At 73.5% G+C, this 18,879-nt stretch carries 15 protein-coding genes; 4 read left to right on the forward strand and 11 right to left on the reverse strand.

The features are described 5' to 3' along the window. Window positions 1-6 precede the first annotated feature (6 nt). The 4 genes from H566_RS0118970 to ureG are packed head-to-tail and all read right to left on the reverse strand — an operon-like array spanning window position 7 to window position 4,701. Complete coding sequence (locus tag H566_RS0118970; protein ID WP_028312675.1) at window positions 7-1,089, reverse strand: ATP-binding protein; 1,083 nt, start codon at window positions 1,087-1,089, stop codon at window positions 7-9. Next, window positions 1,086-2,702, reverse strand: coding sequence for a DUF5691 domain-containing protein (locus H566_RS0118975; RefSeq protein WP_028312676.1), 1,617 nt, complete (start codon window positions 2,700-2,702; stop codon window positions 1,086-1,088). The genes H566_RS0118970 and H566_RS0118975 overlap by 4 nt, the downstream gene beginning before the upstream one ends. Before the next feature lie 12 nt (window positions 2,703-2,714). Continuing rightward, window positions 2,715-4,037: an SWIM zinc finger family protein gene (locus H566_RS0118980; protein ID WP_028312677.1), complete on the reverse strand. Its 1,323-nt coding sequence runs from the start codon at window positions 4,035-4,037 to the stop codon at window positions 2,715-2,717. Between the two features lie 13 nt (window positions 4,038-4,050). Then, entirely contained in the window at window positions 4,051-4,701 is a 651-nt protein-coding gene (gene ureG / locus H566_RS0118985; RefSeq protein ID WP_028312678.1) for an urease accessory protein UreG, read from the reverse strand. Between the two features lie 288 nt (window positions 4,702-4,989). Between ureG and H566_RS0118990 the strand changes: the two genes are divergently transcribed. Further along, the gene (locus H566_RS0118990; RefSeq protein WP_028312679.1) at window positions 4,990-7,668 is read left to right on the forward strand and encodes a PAS domain-containing protein; all 2,679 of its coding nucleotides are present in this window, start codon (window positions 4,990-4,992) and stop codon (window positions 7,666-7,668) included. Window positions 7,669-7,796: 128 nt separating this feature from the next. Here H566_RS0118990 and H566_RS0118995 read toward each other — a convergent pair whose 3' ends face one another. Further along, the gene (locus tag H566_RS0118995; RefSeq protein WP_028312680.1) at window positions 7,797-8,450 is read right to left on the reverse strand and encodes an urease accessory protein UreF; all 654 of its coding nucleotides are present in this window, start codon (window positions 8,448-8,450) and stop codon (window positions 7,797-7,799) included. Window positions 8,451-8,548: 98 nt separating this feature from the next. Next, entirely contained in the window at window positions 8,549-9,097 is a 549-nt protein-coding gene (ureE, locus tag H566_RS26365) for an urease accessory protein UreE (protein WP_051379004.1), read from the reverse strand. A 148-nt stretch (window positions 9,098-9,245) separates the two neighbouring features. Here ureE and H566_RS0119005 point away from each other — a divergent pair, with 148 nt between their 5' ends. After that, complete coding sequence (locus H566_RS0119005; RefSeq protein ID WP_028312681.1) at window positions 9,246-10,790, forward strand: methyl-accepting chemotaxis protein; 1,545 nt, start codon at window positions 9,246-9,248, stop codon at window positions 10,788-10,790. 118 nt (window positions 10,791-10,908) lie between these two features. Here H566_RS0119005 and H566_RS29775 read toward each other — a convergent pair whose 3' ends face one another. The 4 genes from H566_RS29775 to H566_RS0119025 all read right to left on the reverse strand — a co-directional run bounded on the left by H566_RS29775 (window position 10,909) and on the right by H566_RS0119025 (window position 14,413). Continuing rightward, a complete protein-coding gene (locus tag H566_RS29775; protein ID WP_425387961.1) occupies window positions 10,909-11,733 on the reverse strand; it encodes a PhnE/PtxC family ABC transporter permease in 825 nt (274 codons plus the stop codon). Beyond that, entirely contained in the window at window positions 11,730-12,632 is a 903-nt protein-coding gene (locus H566_RS29780; protein ID WP_211238120.1) for a PhnE/PtxC family ABC transporter permease, read from the reverse strand. Before H566_RS29780 ends, H566_RS29775 begins: the two co-directional genes overlap by 4 nt. Then, window positions 12,629-13,390: a phosphonate ABC transporter ATP-binding protein gene (locus H566_RS26370; RefSeq protein WP_034412485.1), complete on the reverse strand. Its 762-nt coding sequence runs from the start codon at window positions 13,388-13,390 to the stop codon at window positions 12,629-12,631. The genes H566_RS29780 and H566_RS26370 overlap by 4 nt, the downstream gene beginning before the upstream one ends. A gap of 108 nt (window positions 13,391-13,498) precedes the next feature. Further along, complete coding sequence (locus H566_RS0119025) at window positions 13,499-14,413, reverse strand: putative selenate ABC transporter substrate-binding protein (RefSeq protein WP_034412241.1); 915 nt, start codon at window positions 14,411-14,413, stop codon at window positions 13,499-13,501. A gap of 163 nt (window positions 14,414-14,576) precedes the next feature. On the opposite strand from H566_RS0119025, the gene selD reads away from it, so the two are divergent. Further along, window positions 14,577-15,644, forward strand: coding sequence for a selenide, water dikinase SelD (gene selD / locus H566_RS0119030; RefSeq protein WP_028312685.1), 1,068 nt, complete (start codon window positions 14,577-14,579; stop codon window positions 15,642-15,644). On the opposite strand, the gene mnmH is transcribed toward selD, so the two are convergent. Next, the gene (gene mnmH / locus H566_RS26375; RefSeq protein WP_051379005.1) at window positions 15,631-16,710 is read right to left on the reverse strand and encodes a tRNA 2-selenouridine(34) synthase MnmH; all 1,080 of its coding nucleotides are present in this window, start codon (window positions 16,708-16,710) and stop codon (window positions 15,631-15,633) included. The two genes, selD and mnmH, sit on opposite strands and share 14 nt — an antisense overlap. Window positions 16,711-16,935: 225 nt before the next feature. Here mnmH and H566_RS0119040 point away from each other — a divergent pair, with 225 nt between their 5' ends. Beyond that, window positions 16,936-18,720, forward strand: a complete 1,785-nt coding sequence (locus H566_RS0119040) for an alkaline phosphatase D family protein (RefSeq protein ID WP_028312686.1) — start codon at window positions 16,936-16,938, stop codon at window positions 18,718-18,720. The last annotated feature ends 159 nt before the right edge of the window (window positions 18,721-18,879 follow it).

Consider the following 18,879-nt stretch of genomic DNA (forward strand, 5'->3'; position numbering starts at 1 on the left):
CGCGCGTCAGGCCAGTTCGCGGCAGGCGCGGTAGAGGTCGCGCCAGTCCTCGCGCTCGCGCACCACGGTGTCGAGGTATTCGCGCCAGATGGCCGGGTCCTGGGCCGGGTCCTTGATGACCGCGCCGAGCACGCCGGCCGCGAGGTCGTGGGCGCCCGGCAGGCCGTCGCCGAAATGCGCCGCGAGCGACCAGCCATGGCTCAGCACCGAGATGGCCTCGGCCGGGCTGAGCGTGCCCGACGGCGACTTCACCTTGGTCTTGCCGTCCTCGGTGATGCCGTTGCGCAGCTCGCGGAACAGCGTGACCACGCGCGCGATCTGCTCGGCCGCCGGCGGCGTGCCCGGCAGGCGCAGCGCGCGGCCCTGGGCGGCGACGCGCTGCTCGACGATGGCCACCTCCTCGGCCAGCGTCGCGGGCGTGGGCAGCACCACGGTGTTGAAGCGCCGCTTGAGCGCCGACGACAGCTCGTTCACGCCGCGGTCGCGGTTGTTGGCGGTGGCGATGAGGTTGAAGCCCTCGGCCGCCTGGCGCTCGATGCCGAGTTCGGGCACGGGCAGCGTCTTTTCGGACAGCGGGCTGATGAGCGTGTCCTGCACGTCGGACGGGATGCGCGTGAGTTCCTCGATGCGCACGAGGCTGCCGGCTTCCATCGCGCGCATGACCGGGCTCGGCACGATGGCCTCGGGCGTCGGCCCGCGCGACAGCAGCAGCGCGTAGTTCCAGCCGTAGCGCAGCGACTCCTCGCTGGTGCCGGCCGTGCCCTGCACGGTGAGCGTCGAGTCGCCCGAGATGGCGGCCGCCAGATGCTCGCTGACCCAGCTCTTGGCCGTGCCGGGCACGCCGATGAGCAGCAGCGCGCGATCGGTGGCGAGCGTGGCCACGGCGATCTCCATCAGCCGGCGGCTGCCGATGTACTTGGGCGAGATGACCGTGCCGTCGGCCAGCGTGCCGCCGACGAGATAGGTGACGACGGCCCACGGCGAGAGGCGCCAGCGCGGCGGGCGCGGACGGTCGTCGGCGGCGGCGAGCGCGGCGAGTTCGGCGGCGTACTGCTGTTCGGCGTGCTGGCGCAGGACGGTGGCGGTCATGAGTTGGCTTTCGTGGACGGGGTCAGGCTGTCGTGCAGCGCGATGCGCTCGGCGACGAGGGCGGGAAGGATGACGAAGTCGGTGGTGGGCGGCGGCGCCGGCATCGCGGCGACGATCTCCTCGGGCGGCTTGAGTTCGATGACCGCGTCGGGATCGGTGAGGGCCGCGATGGCGCGTGCCTCGGCGAGGCGCTTTTCGAGTGCCTCGGCCTCGATGAGCGCGTCATGCCGGCGCAGCCAGTCGCGCAGGCCGGCGGCCGAGCCGCGCGCGGCGAGCAGGCGTTCGAGGTCGATGCGGGCATGGAGGCGCGGGTCGTCCAGCTCGATGCGGCGGGTGGCGAGCAGGTGCTCGGTCAGTGCCGCGCAGGTCGCGTCGTCCCAGGGGCGCGGCAGGCTGGTCAGCAGCGTCAGCGCCCAGTCGAGGTTGCCGGCAGCGAGCGCCGCGCGCGCCACCGCGAGGCGCAGGCCGACGGGCAGCAAGGCCAGCGCGTCGGCCGGGCAGTCGTTGCGCCAGGCCGCCACCACGCGCCGCTTGCCGGCCGGGAACAGCGCCGCGAGCGCCTCGGCATCGGCATGCGCGAGCGCGGCGGCGCGCCAGGCCGACGGCAGCCAGTCGGCATGGTCGGCATCGGCGGCGGCGAGCCACTGGTCGGACGGCAGCCCGAGCCGTTCGCGCCACAGCTTCGGCGGCACGCGCGCGACGAGCTGGCGTGCCCACCAGGCCCGCTCGCCGATCGCCATGCCCTTGGGCGGCTTGACCTCGATGGCGAGCGCCGCCGCGACGGGCGCGGGCAGCTCGGCCGGCAGCGCGACGCGGATGACCGCGCGCTCGACCGACAGCAGCGGCAGCGCATGCGCTTGCACCCGCGCCAGCCAGGCCGCGCCGCCGCCGAGCGCGACGAGCCGGCCGAGCAGGCCGACGGCGGTCTGGCGCACCTCGGCGGAACGGTCGGCCAGCGCGTCGAGCAGGAAGGGCTCGTCGGCATCGGACAGCGCGTCTAGCAGCCCGCCGAGCAGGCGCGCGCGTTGCTCGGCCGCGTCGCCCTTCCAGGTCGAGCGCAGGCAGGCGAGCGCGCCAGCCGGATCGCGGGCGCGCAAGGCGCCGAAGCCGGCCGCGCGCTCGTCGAAGGGCGTGACCGACCAGCGCGCCGCGAGCGCGTCGGGATCGGGGAAGAAGGCTTCGCGCGCCGCGCCCGGCTGCTCGCGCAGCCACCAGCGCAGCCGCCCCGGCGCGAGCCGGGCCAGCGGCGCGCGCCAGCGGGGCTGGTCGCGCAGGCGGTCGAGCAGCGGCGCGAGCGCGGCCGGCGGCAGGCCCCAGCCGTGGTCGAGCGCGATGTCGAGCCATTCATCCGCCAGCGCCCAGGCGCCACGGTCGATCAGCGCGGCGAGCACCAGCCCGGCCTGCGCCGGGCAGGCCGGCTCGGCGGAAAGATCGGCCGGCGCGTCGGGCACGTCGAGCCGGCGGGGCGGCAGCGCGGCGCGGCGCAGGGCGGCGGCGGCGCTCAGTTCGCGCAGCAGCGCGGCCTCGGGCGCGAGGCCGTCGGGCGCGGGCCAGGGCTGGCGCGCGGTACCGAGCAGCGCGGCGGCGAGCAGGGGTTCCCAGCTTGGGGTCATGCGGGCTTCCGGTCAGACGTGATGGCGCTCGCCGGCCACCCAGGCCGACAGCGGAGTGAAGGTGGCGCCGTTCCATTCGCCGGCGACCTGCATGCGGCTGCCGGCGGCAACCAGCGCGAGCCGGTCGCGCCGCGCCGCGCCGAGCGCGACCGGCAGCGCGTCGCCGGCCGCATCGACCATCCAGGACTGGCCGTCGGCCTCGGCCAGCAGCACGTCGGCGAGACGCATCGGCGCCTGCTCGATCCACGGGCTGGCGCCGAGCCGCGCGGCAAAGCGCGCGAGCGCCGCCGCCACCGGCTCGGCCGGCAGCGCGGCCAGCGGCGCGGGCGCCGCCGCTGCCTGCGAACGTGGCACCGCGCGCAGGCCCGCCGTGCCCGGATAGAAGGCCAGCTCGCCCTCGAAGCACTGGCCGGCCACGAAGTCCTGCCCCTCGCGCGGCGCGCGCGGCACGATGAAGCTCAGCAGCAGCGCCTCGCGGCCGGTGGCGCGGCCGAGCAGCCAGGCGCGGCAGACGGTCAGTTCCTCATCCGGCTCCTGAGTGCTCGCGATCACGTCCCAGACGTCGGCCACGATCTCGCCCTGGGCCCTCACCTCGTCCTGCGCGAGCGCGAGGCCGAGCGTGGCGCGCACCTCGTGGGCGAGCGCCTCGGGCAGCTCGTCGAGCCGGGCGGTGGCGCGCGCGAGCAGATGCAGCCGCGCGAGCCGGTCGGCCACGCGCGCCTGCCAGTCGGGCGCGTCGAAGGCATCGCGCAGCCGGCGCAGCAGCGTGGCCGCGCCGCCGGCCTGGGCGTCGATCAGGCGCTTGATCGCTTCCTGCCAGTGGCGCGCGGGCTGGCCGCGCAGCCCCGCCAGACCTTCGCGCAGGCGGTCGTGCAGCCAGAGGTCGGTCAGCGCCATGCCGTCGCGCATGCGGTCGATGCGCTGGCGCGCGCGGGCCTGGCTCGCGGCCGAGGGCGGCGCGGCGGCGGTCTCGGCCTTCTGGGCCTCGCGTTCGCGCTGGCGGTCGGCGCGCGCGGCGCGGGCGTCGGTCCAGGCCACCACCCACTCGGGCGGCGCGGCCGGCGTGAAATGCCCGGCCTGCTCGGCCGCGCACAACAGCAGGCCGATCACGTGCTTGCAGGGCTGCTTGCGGCTCGGGCAGGTGCAGCGCCAGGTGCCGGCGGCCGGATCGGCCACGGTCTGGTAGGGCTTGCTGCCGCTGCCCTGCATCTCGCCCCAGAGGGCGCCGCCCTCGACGCGGCCGGGCGCGAGCCACAGCCGGGGCGCGGCCAGACCGCGTCCGGCCTTGAACGAGGCCTCGTCGGGCGCGAGCGCCCGGATCTGTTCCGGAGTCATGCGCGCCGCCGGCTCAGACGCGGGCGCGCCGGTCGGGCAGCAGGCCCTTCTCGATGATGAAACCGATCACCTCGTCCAGCCCCTCGCCGGTCTTGAGGTTGGTCATCACGTAAGGACGCGCGCCGCGCATGCGCTCGGTGTCGCCGCGCATCACTGGCAGCGAGGCGCCCACATGCGGCGCGAGGTCGATCTTGTTGATGACGAGCAGGTCGCTCTTGGTGATGCCGGGGCCGCCCTTGCGCGGGATCTTCTCGCCGCCGGCCACGTCGATCACGTAGATCGTGAGGTCGCTCAGCTCGGGGCTGAAGGTGGCCGCGAGGTTGTCGCCGCCCGATTCGATGAACACCAGTTCCAGCGACGGAAAGCGCTTGCTCATGCGGTCGACCGCTTCGAGGTTGATGGAGGCGTCCTCGCGGATGGCGGTGTGCGGGCAGCCGCCCGTCTCCACGCCCATGATGCGTTCGGCCGGCAGCGCCTCGGCCGCGACCAGCAGGCGCTCGTCTTCCTTGGTGTAGATGTCGTTGGTCACCACCGCGAGGTCGTACAGCTCGCGCATGCGCTTGCAAAGCACCTCGACGAGCGTCGTCTTGCCGGAGCCGACCGGGCCGCCGACGCCGACACGCAGCGGGTTGGACTGAGGAGTGGGAGGGGTGATCGCAGTCATGGGCTTCCATCGGTAAAAGGCGCGCCATTCTCGCCGCGCAACGTGGCTCGTGCGCAAGGATCGAGCACGGCTGGCAAGGGCAAGCGCTCGCGGTCGGGAAATACGCCCCCGACCGGGCGTGGCCCGATGCCCGCCCCGGAAACCCGAACCTATACTGGCCCGAACCTGCTGGCGCCTGCCGGTCGCGCCCGCGCCAACAAGACAACCGTCCGCGCCCATGCCCCGACCCTCCCATCCGTCGGCCGACCGTGTCGCCACCGCGCCGCCTGCCGCTTCCGGGACAGGCGAATGAACGCAGGTCGCCCCCTCGCCCTGCCCGAAAGTGCCGCTGCCGCCGAGGCCGTGCCGCCCGACGCCGATCCGGCGCCCCGGCGCGCCCGGGGCCTGATCTGGGCCGTGATCGTGCTGTCGGCGCTCATCTGCGTGCTGTTCGTCAGCCTGCACTTCGGGCAGCGCCGCGCCATCGACCGCCTCGCCCACGCGATCGACGACATCCACCGCGCGCGCATCGAACTGGCGCATGCGCTCGATACCGTCGAGCACGACAGCAGCACCGGCCTCGAGCGCGAACTCGTGCTCGGCGAGGCGCGGCGCGCGGCAACCGCGCTGGCCGGCGCGCTCGCCCATGTGCCCGACGCCGACACCGGCCCCGAGCGCGAGCTGCCCGCCGCGCTCGACCGCCTGGCCATCCAGCTCGACGCCTTCCAGTCGGCGCCCGATCCGGCCAGCGCCAACCGGCTGCGCCAGCGCTTCCTGTCGGTCGAGCAGCATGCCGAGCGCGTCGATGCCGAACTGCGCGCCCAGGTCAACCGGCTCGACGACGAACAGGCCGGCCAGTTCCGCGCCGCCGCCTGTCTTTCGGTGCTGCTGCTCGCGGGCATCGGCGCGGTCGCCTTCGCCACCGCGCGCGCCCAGCGCGAATCGGAGCGCGCGCTGGTCAGCAGCCGGCGCCTGTTCGAGACGCTGGCGCGCATCTCGCCGGTCGGCATCTACCGCACCGACGCCTTCGGCAACGAGGTCTATTCCAACGCGCGCTGCCGCGACATCCGCGGCCTCGTGGCCGGCGAATCGGGCCGCGATCTCGATGAGCATGTGCATCCGGCCGACCGCGACCGCGTGCGCGCGCGCTGGTGCAACGCGGTCGAGGACATGCGCGCCTTCCATGACGAGTACCGGCTGCTGCATGCCGACGGCCGCGAGGTCTGGGTGCTCAACCAGGCCGTGCCCGAGGTCAGTCCCGAAGGGTTCGCGCTCGGCTATGTCGGCACCCTCACCGACATCACCGGCCGCAAGCGCGCCGAGCTGCTCGCCCACGGCCAGCGTGCGGTGCTCGAACTCATCGCCAGCGGCCGGCCGGTCGAGGTCGCGCTCGATGCGCTCATCGCCAGCGTCGAGGAGCTGGACCCGGAACTGGTCTGCCTCGTCACGCGTGCCGGCCCCGAACGCGACGCGCCGCCCATCGCGCATGCGCGCGGCCCGGTCGACCGCCTGCTCGTGCTGCAGGACGCGGCGCTGTCCTGCCACCCCCAGCTCGCCGAGCTGCGCGAGGCGCGCGGGCGCTGCGCGCCGGCCTTCGTGCGGCTGGCCGGCCTGCCCTGCCTGCCGGCGTCGGCGGCCGGGCCCTGCGGCTTCGGCGCCGGCTCGATGTGGTTCCTGCCGCTCACGCATGACGAGCGCCGGCTCGGCAATTTCGCGGTGTTCCGACGCAGCCCCGCCGCGCCCGACGCCGAGCAGCTCAACGTGATCGAGACCGCCGCCCACACGGCCGCCATCTGCCTGCAACGCCATCGCGACGAGGCCGCGCTGCGCAGCAGCGAGCAGCGCTTCCGCCAGCTCGCGCAGACGCTGCCGCAGCTCGTGTGGGCCGGCCGCGCCGACGGCCGCTGCGAGTTCGCCGGTCCGCAATGGACCGAATTCACCGGCTGCCCCGCCGACGAGCTGCTCGGCTTCGCCTGGCTCGACCATGTGCATCCCGACGATCGCGCCGCGCTGCAATCGGCCTGGGACGAGGCCCGGTCCACCGGTGGCCTGCGCACCGAGCTGCGCCTGCGTCGCCGCGACGGCAGCTATCGCTGGCTCGACGTGCGCGCGGTGCCGCTGCTGGGCGACGACGGCCGCGTGCTGCGCTGGTTCGGCACCGGCACCGACGTCACCGAATCGCGCGCGCTGCGCGACGCCCTGCACCGCGCCAACACCGAACTCGAACTCAAGGTGGCCGAGCGCACCGCCGAACTCAGCCTCGCCAAGGACGCGGCCGAAGCCAGCAACCGGCTCAAGTCCGAATTCCTGGCCAGCATGAGCCACGAACTGCGCACGCCGCTGCACGCCATCCTCGGCTTCACCGACATGCTGCTGCGCGGCCTGCCCGGCCCGCTCAACCCGGCCCAGACGCGCCAGCTCGGCAATGTGCACACGAGCGCGCGCCACCTGCTTTCGCTCATCAACGACCTGCTCGACGTGGCGCGGGTCGAGTCCGGCAAGACCCGGCTCAACATCGCGCCGCTCGATGCCGGCGTCGTCGTGAGCGACGCGGTCGAGGTGCTGCGCTCGACCGCCGCCGGCAAGCATCTCGACCTGGAACTGAAGCTGCCCGCCGAGCCGGCCATGGCGCTGGCCGACCAGCGCGCGCTCACGCAGATCGTCATCAACCTGGTCGGCAACGCGATCAAGTTCACCGATGCCGGCTGGGTGCGCGTGGAAGTCGGGGGCGACGGCAAGCACGTGCGCCTGAGCGTGACCGACAGCGGCTGCGGCATCTCGCACGACGACCAGAGCCGGCTGTTCCAGGCCTTCATCCAGGCCGACAAGGGGCGCCATCACCTCCGGGGCGGCACCGGCCTAGGGCTCTACCTCTGCCGCCGGCTGTCCGACGAACAGGGCGGCCACATCACGCTCGAAAGCGAACCCGGCCGTGGCAGCCGCTTCACGCTGCTGCTGCCCGCGGCGACGGCTGAGCTACAGGACTGAGGGAGATCGTGCCGGCACCGGCAGCATCGGGCGGGCCGGCGCCACCGGCGGCACCGGGGTGCAGCAGCGCCTCGCCCCGGACGTCCGCCGCGCATCAAGAGACCGGAACAGCCGCGAGCATTGCGATCTCAGGACCGGAACAGCCGCGAGTACTGCGACTCGTGGCGCGCCGACTCGATCGCGAGGCCGAGCGCCGCGCTGCCGAGGTCGTCATCGCCGAGCGCGGCGGCCGTCGCCACCGCAGCCTCCACCTCCGGATGCAGCGCGACCAGCATGCGCTGGCCCGCCATCTGCCCGAGCGGCACCAGCTTGACCGCCGCGAGCACCTGGTTCTCGGCCCAGGCCCAGAGATAGGCCGCCAGCCCCTCGCGCGCCGGCAGGCCGAGCCGGGCACAGGTCCAGGCGAAGCCGGCGCAGAACGCGAGCGGATCGCAGGCCGGCGCCGCGACGCCCAGCGCCGGCAGCGCCCGTGCCAGCGAGGCGCCGGTCTGCACCGCCTCGGCGCGCAGCTCGGCTGTCTCGCGCAGCGCGATGAAGCGCGCGTTCAGCTCCGCGAAGCCGGCGTCATCGCCCGCGAGCGCCGCCGCATGCAGCCGCAGCCACAGCGGCGCCTCGACTCGCGCCACCACGAGACGAAGGTGATCGCGGATCCATGCAAGCGCTTGCGGCTCGCCGGCCGCAATGCCGTGCTCGACCGCCGCCTCCAGCGCCTGCGAATAGGCGAAGGCACCGACCGGCAGCGCCGGGCTGGCCAGATGCAGCAGCCCGAGCAGCGGACGCAGCGAGCCGGACGGCGCGGCGGCGGCCCCCGGCGCGACGGCCGGTGCCCCGGCAGCCTCGGCGGCCGGCAGTGGCGCGCCGGGAGCGGCGGGCGCCGCGCTCACGCCTCGCCCCGCGCGCGACGCGCATGCGCCTCGATCGACAGCTGCTCGCCCACCGAGGCCGAGACCGGATCGAACTCGTCGGCGTGATGGTGATGGCCATGGGCATCGGCGCCGTGCGAATGCGCATAGGCGCCGGTCTCGGGATCGAAGGGCGCCTCGTCGGCCACCACCTCCGCGCCGAGACCGGCGAGCATGCGCGCGAGCACCGGGTCGCGCTCGATGAGCAGATGGTCCTCGGCGATCTGCACCGCCACATGACGGTTGGCGAGGTGGTAGAGCGCGCGCATCAGCAGATAGGGCGACAGCGCGGTCACGCGCATGACCGGCTCGGCCTCGGCCTCGACCAGCAGATGCTCGCCGGTACTGGCGACGAGCTGGTCGCCATCGTGCAGCACGGTGCCGCGCGGCAGGGCCAGCGCCACCGCCGTGCCGTCGGCCAGCGTGGCGGCGAGCCGGCTGCGCTGGCGCGCGTCGAAGGGCAGGCGCAGCCGGCGCAGGCCATCGGCAGGCGCAGGCGAGGAAGAAACGGTACGAACCTGGAGCATGAACACGGAACCTGCTGGAAAACCCTGGGAAATCCGGGAGTTACCCCGAGAGTGAGCCGGATAAGGCGGGCTGTTACGCCGGTATTCCGAACGAAGCCCGGCGGAGCGGACATGAATACTGGGGCGTCTCGCCTACAGGCCCTCCACCATGAAGAACATCAGTCTGCGAACCCGGCTATGGCTGCCGATTATCGCCAGCCTCGCCTGTCTTGCCGTCGCGGGTCTCCTCAGCGCGCTCCAGGCGCGCTCGGACCGCATGGCCGACCGCAAGGCCGCCCTGTCCCAGCTCGGCGACATGGCCTACAGCATCGCGGCCGAGCACGCGGCGCTCGCCGCGGCCGGCAAGCTGTCGCTCGACGAGGCCAAGAAGCAGGCGACCGACCGCATCGCCGCGCTGCGCTACGGCAGCGACGGCTACTTCACGATCTCCGACTCGAACGAGAACGTGGTGCGCCACGCGATCAAGACCGAGCTGACCGGCACCAACCAGAGCAACTTCCGCGATCCGGCCGGCACCTACGTGTACCGCGAGGTGAGCCGGGTGGCGCGCGAGTCGGGCAACGGCTTCATCGAGTACCTGTGGCCCAAGCCGGGCGGCAAGGAGCCGCTGCGCAAGATCAGCGTGGTGCGCAGCTTCAAGCCCTGGGACTGGAACCTGATCGCCGGGATGTACGTGGACGACCTGGAGGCCGACTTCCGCGCCACCACGATCCGCATGTTCAGCGTGGTCGCGCTGATCGGCGCGGCGCTGTTCGGGCTCGTGGTGTGGATCAACCGCTCGGTGCTCGCGAGCCTGGGCGGCGAGCCGGCCATGGCGGCGCGGCTGGCGCGCAGCATCGCCGACGGCGATCTGACCGTCGACGTGCCGATCGCGCCCGGCGACCACGGCAGCCTGATGGTGGCCCTGCGCGACATGCGCGACGGCCTGCGCAAGACCATCGCCCGGCTGGCGGAGGCGGCGGCCTCGGTGGCGCATGCGACCGGCGAGATCGCCTCGGGCAATGCCGACCTGTCGCATCGCACCGAGGCCCAGGCGTCATCGCTGCAGCAGACCGCCGCGAGCATGGAGGAGCTGACCTCGACCGTCGGCCTCAACGCGATCAACGCCCAGCAGGCCGAGCAGCTCACGCGCGAGGCCAGCAACATCGCCGTGCGCGGCGGCGACGCCGTGGGCCGCGTGGTCGAGACCATGAACGGCATCCAGGAATCGTCGCGTCGCGTGGTGGACATCATCGCGGTCATCGAGGGCATCGCCTTCCAGACCAACATCCTCGCGCTCAACGCGGCCGTCGAGGCGGCGCGCGCCGGTGATCACGGCCGCGGCTTCGCGGTGGTGGCGAGCGAGGTGCGCGCGCTGGCGCACCGGGCGGCCGACTCGGCCAAGCAGATCCAGTCGCTCATCAACGATTCGGTCAGCCGCGTCGAGACCGGCAACACGCTCGTGAACGAGGCCGGCGACACCATCCGCATCGCGGTCGAGGCGGTGCAGCAGGTGACGGAACTGATGGCCGAGATGGCCACCGCCGCCAACCAGCAGAGCGCCGGCATCGCCCAGGTGAACCAGGCCATCGGTCACATGGACTCGACCACGCAGCAGAACTCGGCCCTGGTCGAGCAGGCGGCGGCGGCGGCCCAGTCGCTCCAGGATCAGGCGCACAGCCTCAACGCGGTGGTGGCGCAGTTCAGGGTCTGACGATCTCTCCGACAGGGCCGGCCCGCGTGGCCAGCCGAGCCGCCAGGGGCCCGTTCGCGGGCCCCTGGCGCTGGTACGACCGCAGCCCGGCGTGAACCGCCTGCCGAGAGGTGCGCGCTCAGCCCCAGGCCGGCGCCAGCCCGCGCCGCAGCCGCTGGCTCGCCGCATCGACCGCGAGCACCAGCACGAACATGGCCAGCAGCACGCTCGCCGCCTGCCGCTGGTGGAACAGCGACAGGTGGAAGTACAGCAGCTGGCCCAGCCCGCCCGCGCCGACGAAGCCGAGCACGGCGGCCATGCGGATGTTCATCTCCCAGCGATACAGCGAGTAGGCCAGGCATTGCGCCGCCACCAGCGGCAGCCGGCCCCAGGCGAAGGCCACCACACGGCCCGCGCCCGCCTCCACCAGCGCCCGCTCGGGCGTGGCCGGTGAGTTCTCCAGCGCCTCGGCGAACAGCCGGCCAAGCACGCCGCTGGTGTGCAGCGCCAGCGCGAGCGCGCCCGCGAAGGGCCCGAGCCCGGCCGCCAGCACCATCAGTGCCGCCCACACCAGCTCCGGCACGCTGCGCAGCAGATTGAGCGCGAGCCGCGCCGCCAGCCGCGCACCGAGGCCGAAGCGCCCCGCCGCCGGCAGCGCCAGCAGCGCCCCGCCCGCCACCGCCAGCAGGCTGCCCGCCGCAGACACCGCAAGCGTTTGCAAGGCCGCCTCGCCGAGCTTGCGCAGGAAACCGGGCCGCAGATCGGGCGGGAAGAATTCGGCCACGAAGCCGGCCATCGAGCGCAGCGCCTCGGCGCCGAGCAGCGCGCCGAAGTCGATGCCGAGCGTCGCGAAGCTCGCGGCCACCGCGCCCAGCAGGCCGAGCGCGACCGCGAGCATCAGCAGGCGCTGGCCCAGCATGTCGCGCCGGGCGCGGGTGGTGTCGGCGCCGGACGACGGGGTCATGCCAGCCCCCGGCGCAGCAGCGCGCTCAGCCCGTCGGCGAGCCAGACCAGCGCGACGAAGGTGAGCACGATGCTGCTCGCCTCGCCGCCGGCGAGCATCTTCATCGACTGGTCCATGAGCTGGCCGAGGCCGCCCGCGCCGACGAAGCCCATCACCACCGAGGCGCGCACCGCGCACTCCCAGCGATAGACGGTGTACGACGCCAGCTCCGACGCGGCCGAGGGCAGCAGCCCCCAGCCGAGCGCGGCGACGCGGCCGGCGCCCGCCTCCAGCAGCGCGCGCGCCGGGCGGGCGTCCACCGATTCGAGAATCTCGGCATGCACCTTGGCGAGCATGCCGCCGTAGGTGATCGCCAACGCCAGCACGCCGGCCGCCGGCCCGAGGCCGAACACGCGCACGAACACCAGGGCCCAGACCACCTCCGGAATCGCGCGCAGCCCGAGCGTGGCGGCGCGGGCGACTGCGCGCAGCCAGCGCGAGCGCGCCGCATGCGGCCCCGGCCCGATGCGCGACACCGACAGCGCGCCCGTCATCGCGAAGGCGAGCGGCAGCGCGATGAGCAGCGCGAGCGCGATGCCGGCGGTCGCCATCGCGAGCGTCTCGGCGGTGGCCTGCCAGAGCAGCGCGCGGAAGTCGGCGCCGGTCTCGGGCGGGAAGAAGGCGGCGAGAAAATTGCCGATGACCGCGAAGCTGCCCGGCGTCATCAGCGCCGCCGGGTCGAAGCCGGCGAGCGTGAACAGCGGCCAGAGCGCCGCGACCGCGATGACGAGCAGCGTCGCGCGGCGGCGGGCGAGCGGATCGCGCGGGGGCGGGTCGCCGATGCTGCCTGCGCTGCTTCTACCGCTCGCGCTGCCCGCGCTGCCGGTTGCGGCCACGCGCCCCGTGTCGCCGCCGTTCATGCCGCCCTCGCCCCGGCCTCGCCGCCGTACAGCGCCGCGAGCCGCGCGGGCGTGACCTCGGCGGCGGGCAGGTCGAAGGCGATGCGGCCGTCGCGCAGGCCGATCACGCGCGGAAAGTGCCGCAGCGCCAGCTCAACCGCATGCAGCGAGGCCACAAGCGTCGCGCCCGTCGCCTCGGCCTGGGCCGCGAGCACGCGCAGCGTCGCGTCGGCGAGCGCCGGATCGAGCGCGGAAACCGGCTCGTCCGCGAGCAGCAGCGCCGGCCGCTGGTAAAGCACGCGCGCGACACCGACGCGCTGGAGCTGGCCGCCGGAAAGCCGGTCACAGCGGTCGAACAGCCGGTCGGCGAGATCGAGCCGCGCGAGGGCTTCGCGCGGGCCGGCGGTGTCGAGCGGCCAGGCCAGTGACAGCAGCGCGCGCCAGCGCGGCCATTGCCCGAGCCGGCCCGCGAGCACCGCCGTCACCACGCGCTGGCGCGGCGGGATCGGCGCGGCCTGGTGCACCGTGCCGATGCGCGCGCGCAGCCGGCGCAGCTCGCGCGCGCCGAGCCGCCACGGATCGGCGCCGAGCAGCATCGCCCCGCCCTCGCCCGGCCGCAGCGCCGCGCCCAGCACGCGCAGCAGCGTGGTCTTGCCCGCGCCCGACGGCCCGATCAGCGCGATGCGCTCGCCCGCGCGCGCCGCGAGCGTGATGCCCGCGAGCGCGCGCTGGCCGTTCGCATGCACGACGCCCGCGCCGTCGAGTGCAAAGGCTTGCAAGACCTCGTCCGCCGATACCGCACCCGTCGACACCGCGCCCGCTGATGCCCCGCCGGCCGCCGGCCCGGCCTCCGAAGGCCGGAGCCCCGCCTGACTGCCCGGCACGTCTTACTTCGCCGGTTCGAGCAGGCCGGCCGCCTTGGCCGCCGCCTCGATGCCGTCGTAGTTGGACGACTTCGTCGGCACGAAGCGGCTCGCGCGCTGGAGCGCCATCAGCTCCTTGTGCTCGGGATTGGCCGGGTCGAGCTTGAGGAAGGCGTCGGTCAGCTTCTTCACGAGCACGGCGTCGAGACCGGGACGCACGGTCCAGTTGTAGTCGAAGAAGGTCGGCGTGGTCGCCAGCACGCGCACCTTGGCGACGTTGGCGTTGCCGGCCTCGACCAGCTTTTCGTACACCGAGGCGTTGAGCACGCCGGCCTCGACCCGGCCCGAGGCGACGAAGGCGACCGTCGCGTCATGCGCGCCCGAGAAGGCCACCGTCCTGAAATCGCGGTCGGCGTCGATGCCGTCCTTCATGAGGAAGTAGCGCGGCATCAGATGGCCCGAGGTGGACGACGGCGCGCCGAACGCGAAGGTCTTACCCTTGAGGTCGGCCAGCGTCTTCGCCGGGCTGTCCGCCGGCACGATGAACTTGCTGGTGAACTTCTCGTCCTCGGCGCGCTGGACGATCGGCGTCGCGCCGCCCTTCGTGCGGATGCGCGCCTGCACGAAGGTGAAGCCGCCGAGCCAGGCGAGGTCGATCTTGTTGCTCGCGAGCCCCTCGACCACCGCCGCGTAATCGCTCACGGGCGTGAACTGCACGTCGATGCCGGTTTCCTTCTTCAGGTAGTCGCCGAGCGGGCGGAACTTGCGCTGCAGCTCGGTCGGCGCCTCGTCGGGGATGGCCGACACGCGCAGCACGGTGGTCTGGGCGCCGGCGGGCAGCGCGAGGGCGAAGGCGGAGCCGGCGAGCGCGGCGGCGGCGAGGCCGCGCAGCGCATTGCGGCGGGCGCGACGGCGGGAAACGGCGGTGATGGCGTTCATGGCGGCAGGGGCGTGGATGCGGAAAAGGCGCGCATTGTCCGACAATCGCCGCCCCGGTCCGCGACCGCGAGCCGCCCGCCGAAACGCTGGCCGCCGCCCGCCATCGCGCCGCCCCGTCTTCCGCCCGCCGCCGCGCGGGCCACCTCCACACCGCCGCGCCGCCATGACCCAATCCCCGCCCCAAGCCGAGCCGATCCGCCTCACTGCCTTCTCCCACGGGGGCGGCTGCGGCTGCAAGATCGCGCCCGGCGTGCTGTCCGAAATCCTGCGCAACACCGGCACGGGGCTGATCCCGCCCGAGCTGATGGTCGGCATAGAAACCGCCGACGATGCCGCCGTGTACCGCCTCAACGACGAGCAGGCGCTGGTGGCGACGACGGACTTCTTCATGCCGATCGTCGATGACCCCTACGACTTCGGCTGCATCGCCGCGACCAACGCGATCAGCGATGTGTACGCGATGGGCGGCCGGCCGATCCTCGCGCTCGCCATAGTGGCGATGCCGGTCGGCAAGCTGCCGCCCGAGACCATCGGCCGCATCCTCGCGGGCGGCCAGGACGTGTGCCGCGCCGCCGGCATCCCGATCGCGGGCGGCCACACGATCGACTCGGTCGAGCCGATCTACGGGTTGGTCGCGCTCGGCCTCGTGCATCCGGACCGGGTGCGGCGCAATGCGGCGGCGCGCGCCGGCGATGTGCTCGTGCTCGGCAAGCCGATCGGCGTGGGCGTGCTGTCTGCCGCGCTCAAGAAGGGAAAGCTCGACGCCGACGGCTACGCCCGCATGCTCGACACGACCACGCGGCTCAACACGCCGGGGCCGGCGCTCGCGGCGCTCGACGGCGTGCATGCGATGACGGATGTGACCGGCTTCGGCCTGGCTGGCCATGCGCTGGAGATCGCGCGCGGCTCGGGGCTGGGCGTGACGATCGACTGGGCGAAGGTGCCGCTCATCGAGGGCGCCGAGGCGCTGGCGGCCGAGGGCTGCATCACCGGCGCTTCGGGGCGCAACTGGGCGAGCTATGGGGCGGAGGTCGTGCTCAGCGAGGGGCTGCCGGCGGTGGCGCGCGATCTGCTGACCGATCCGCAAACCTCGGGCGGGCTGCTGGTGAGCTGCGCGCCGGAGGCGGTGGAGGAAGTGCTCGGCGTGTTCCGCGCGGAAGGCTTCGCGCGGGCGGCGGTGGTGGGGCGGGTCGAGGCCGGCGCGGCGGGGCTGGCGATCAGCCGGGGTTGACGGCGTTCGGCAGGCGGCCGGCGCGCGCCTGGATGTCCCGCGCCAGCCGCGCGATCCCGTCCTCGCCCAGATCGTCCGCCGCCACCCGCTCGGCCGTCGCGAAGCCGGCCAGATGCGCCGACTGCGAGCGCGTGTAATGCGGGTCGTAGTGCATCACCATCAGCTCGGCGAACAGCGACGGCAGGTCGCGGTCGCGCGCCCAGCCGGTCCAGCGCGCGATCGTCTCGCCGCTTTGCAGCCCGCGCAGCCGCTCCAGCTTTGCCGCGAGCGCCTCGGGCTCGTCGCCGAGATAGGCGTAGTCGCGCAGCAGATAGGACAGCCGCGCCTCCAGCGTCGCGTCGATCTCGATGCAGGGCGCGGCGCGCAGCCGCGCGAGCAGCGCCGTCGGCAGCGCGAGCCGGCCGATCCTGCGGCTCTCGGCCTCGATGAACACCGGCCGCCCGAGATCCAGCCCGTCGAGCGCGGTGGCAATGCGGGTCTCGAACTGCTTCTGCGACGGCTGCTCGACGCCCGGCAGATCGCCGAGCACCGAGCCCTTGTGCGCGGCGCAGGCTTCGAGGTCGATCACCTGCTCGCCGAGTGCCGCAAGCGCTTGCAGCACCCGCGTCTTGGCGCTGCCGGTCGGGCCGCTCAGCACGCGCAGCGGCAGTGTGGGCGCCACGGCATCCAGCCGCTCGATCACATGCTTGCGGAAGTTCTTGTAGCCGCCCGCGAGCTGCTGGGCGTCCCAGCCCACGAGCCGCAGCCAGGTGACCATCGAGCCGCTGCGCATGCCGCCGCGCCAGCAGTACACGAGCGGCTTCCAGCCCGCCGGCCGGTCGGCGAAGCGTTCGCGCAGATGGCGCGCGAGATTGGCCGCAACCATCGCGCCGCCCACGCGCCGGGCCTCGAAGGCGCCCTGCTGCTTGTAGATCGTGCCGACGATGCGGCGCTCCTCGTCGTCGAGGACCGGGCAGTTGATGGCTCCGGGGATGTGGTCGAGCGCGTACTCGGCGGGCGAGCGGGCGTCGACGAGCGTGTCGAAGGCGGGGATGTCGGCGACGGTGGTGGGGCGCGGGCGGGACATGGGCGGCGGGCGGTGCGGGACGGCGACGGAAGCCCGCGATGGTATCGGGCCGACGGGCGGGGCTCGGCTGCAGGGGCCAGGCGCCCATGAGCCATCGGCCGGTGGTCCCGGCCTGCCGCCCGTCGCCCATCACGAATCCGCCGCCGGAACGTCACCGCCGCATCACGGCGCGGGCGCTGACTCGCGGGCTTTGCCAACCAGCAATCGCCCAGAGGACACGCCCCCATGGATCGCCGCGCCTTCCTGCGCCTGACCGGCTTCTTCACCGTCTCGTCGGCCGCCGCCGGCCTCGCCGCCTGTTCCGACGACGACAACGCCACGCCGGCCGAACCCGCCGGCCGCTACGTCTTCAGCGAAGGCGTCGCGAGCGGCGACCCGCGCGCCACCAGCCTCGTGTTCTGGACCCGCGCCTCGCGCGCCACTGGCACCGACGACGTCGCCCTGCGCCTCGAAGTCGCCGGCGACGACAAGTTCGGCAGCATCGTGGCGCGCGCCAGCCTCACCGCGCAGTCGAAGTACGACTTCACCGTGCGCCACAAGGTCACGGGCCTCGTCGCCGGCACGCGCTACTGGTACCGCTTCGTCGCCGGCAGCGACACGAGCGCGGTCGGCCGCGCCAGGACCGCTCCCGCCGCCGACAGCAGCCCGGCGCAACTGCGCTTCGGCTGGTTCACCTGCCAGGACTGGACCGTCAACCACTGGCAGGCGATGGCGCTCATGGCCGCCGAGGATTTCGACTTCGTCGTCCACCTCGGCGACTACATCTACGAAACCATCGGCCAGGACTTCCAGGCCGGCGCCGCCGAGCCGGCGCACACCGCCCTCGCCTTCCCCGACGGCACCACGCTTGGCAGCGGCAAGTACGCCACCACCGTCGCCGACTACCGCTCGCTCTACCGCCGCTACCGCGGCGATGCGCGCCTCCAGACCGTGCACGCAAGCTTCCCGGCCATCGTCATCTGGGACGACCACGAGTTCACCGACGACGCCTGGCAGGACCACCAGACCTACACCAACGCCAATGTCGAGCAGCTCGCGCGCCGCCGCGCCGCGACCCAGGCCTGGGCCGAGTACATGCCGGTGGACTGGAGCGACGTGGCCTTCGACCTCGACGCGGCCGGCTTCCAGAACATCCGCATCTACCGCAGCTTCGAGTTCGGCAAGCTCATGACGCTGGTCATGACCGACGAGCGCCTCTACCGCGACGACCATCCCGTGAATGAAGCGCAGTACGCCGCGCTGACGGGCGCCGATCCGGTCGACGGCAACAGCTCGATCGGCGCGCGCTACTTCGTGCCGCGCACGACGCTCGCCGCCTTCGAGGCCAATGCCACGACCGCCCTCGGCCGCGCGCCGCAGATCCTCGGCCCGACGCAAACGCAATGGTGGAAGGACACGATGAAGTCATCCGCCGCGACCTGGAAGGTCTGGGGCAACGAGGTGACGCTCAACCGCATGTGGCTCGACCTGACCGCCTCGGCGCCCGCGCCCTACAACCAGGTGTTCGTCGTCAATGGCGACGTCTGGGACGGCTATCCGACGCACAAGGCCGAGCTGCTCGGCTTCCTGCGCGACAACGCGGTGAAGAACGTCGTCGCCATCACCGGCGACCTGCACGCCTTCCAGGCCGGCGTCGTGCGCGACGACAACACGCCGGCCGGCACCGCCGTGCTCTGCGACTTCGTGAGCGCGGGCATCAGCAGCGGCTCGATGTACAGCTACTTCGCGGCCGGCGGCAGCAGCGGCCCGCTCGCGCCGCTGGTGGCCACGCCCGCGACCTTCGACGGCGTGATCCGCGCCAACAACCCCGACTTCGCCTACGTCGATCACGACGCCCAGGGCTATGCGAGCGCGACCGTGACGGCCGACAGCTTCAAGGTGACCTTCACGAAGGTGGCGAAGCTCAACGCCGACGGCACGGCGCCGGCGCTGGCCTCGGCGGTGGCGAAGACGACGAGCTTCACCGTCACGGCGGGCACGACGGCAATCTCGGTGGACGGCACGGACTGAGCCGGGCCGCTGGTCGCGTCTCGCGCCGCGCGAGCGCCGTCGGCCGGCGCTCGCCGCAACGCAACAGCGATGCCCACGCCCATGGGCTGCAAAGGCTTGCAACCTCCACGCACAGCTCGAAGCAAAGCCTGACCGCGCGCAACATCGCGGCGTTCCACG

This window comes from Derxia gummosa DSM 723 (assembly GCF_000482785.1).
GTDB classification, from domain to species: domain Bacteria; phylum Pseudomonadota; class Gammaproteobacteria; order Burkholderiales; family Burkholderiaceae_E; genus Derxia; species Derxia gummosa.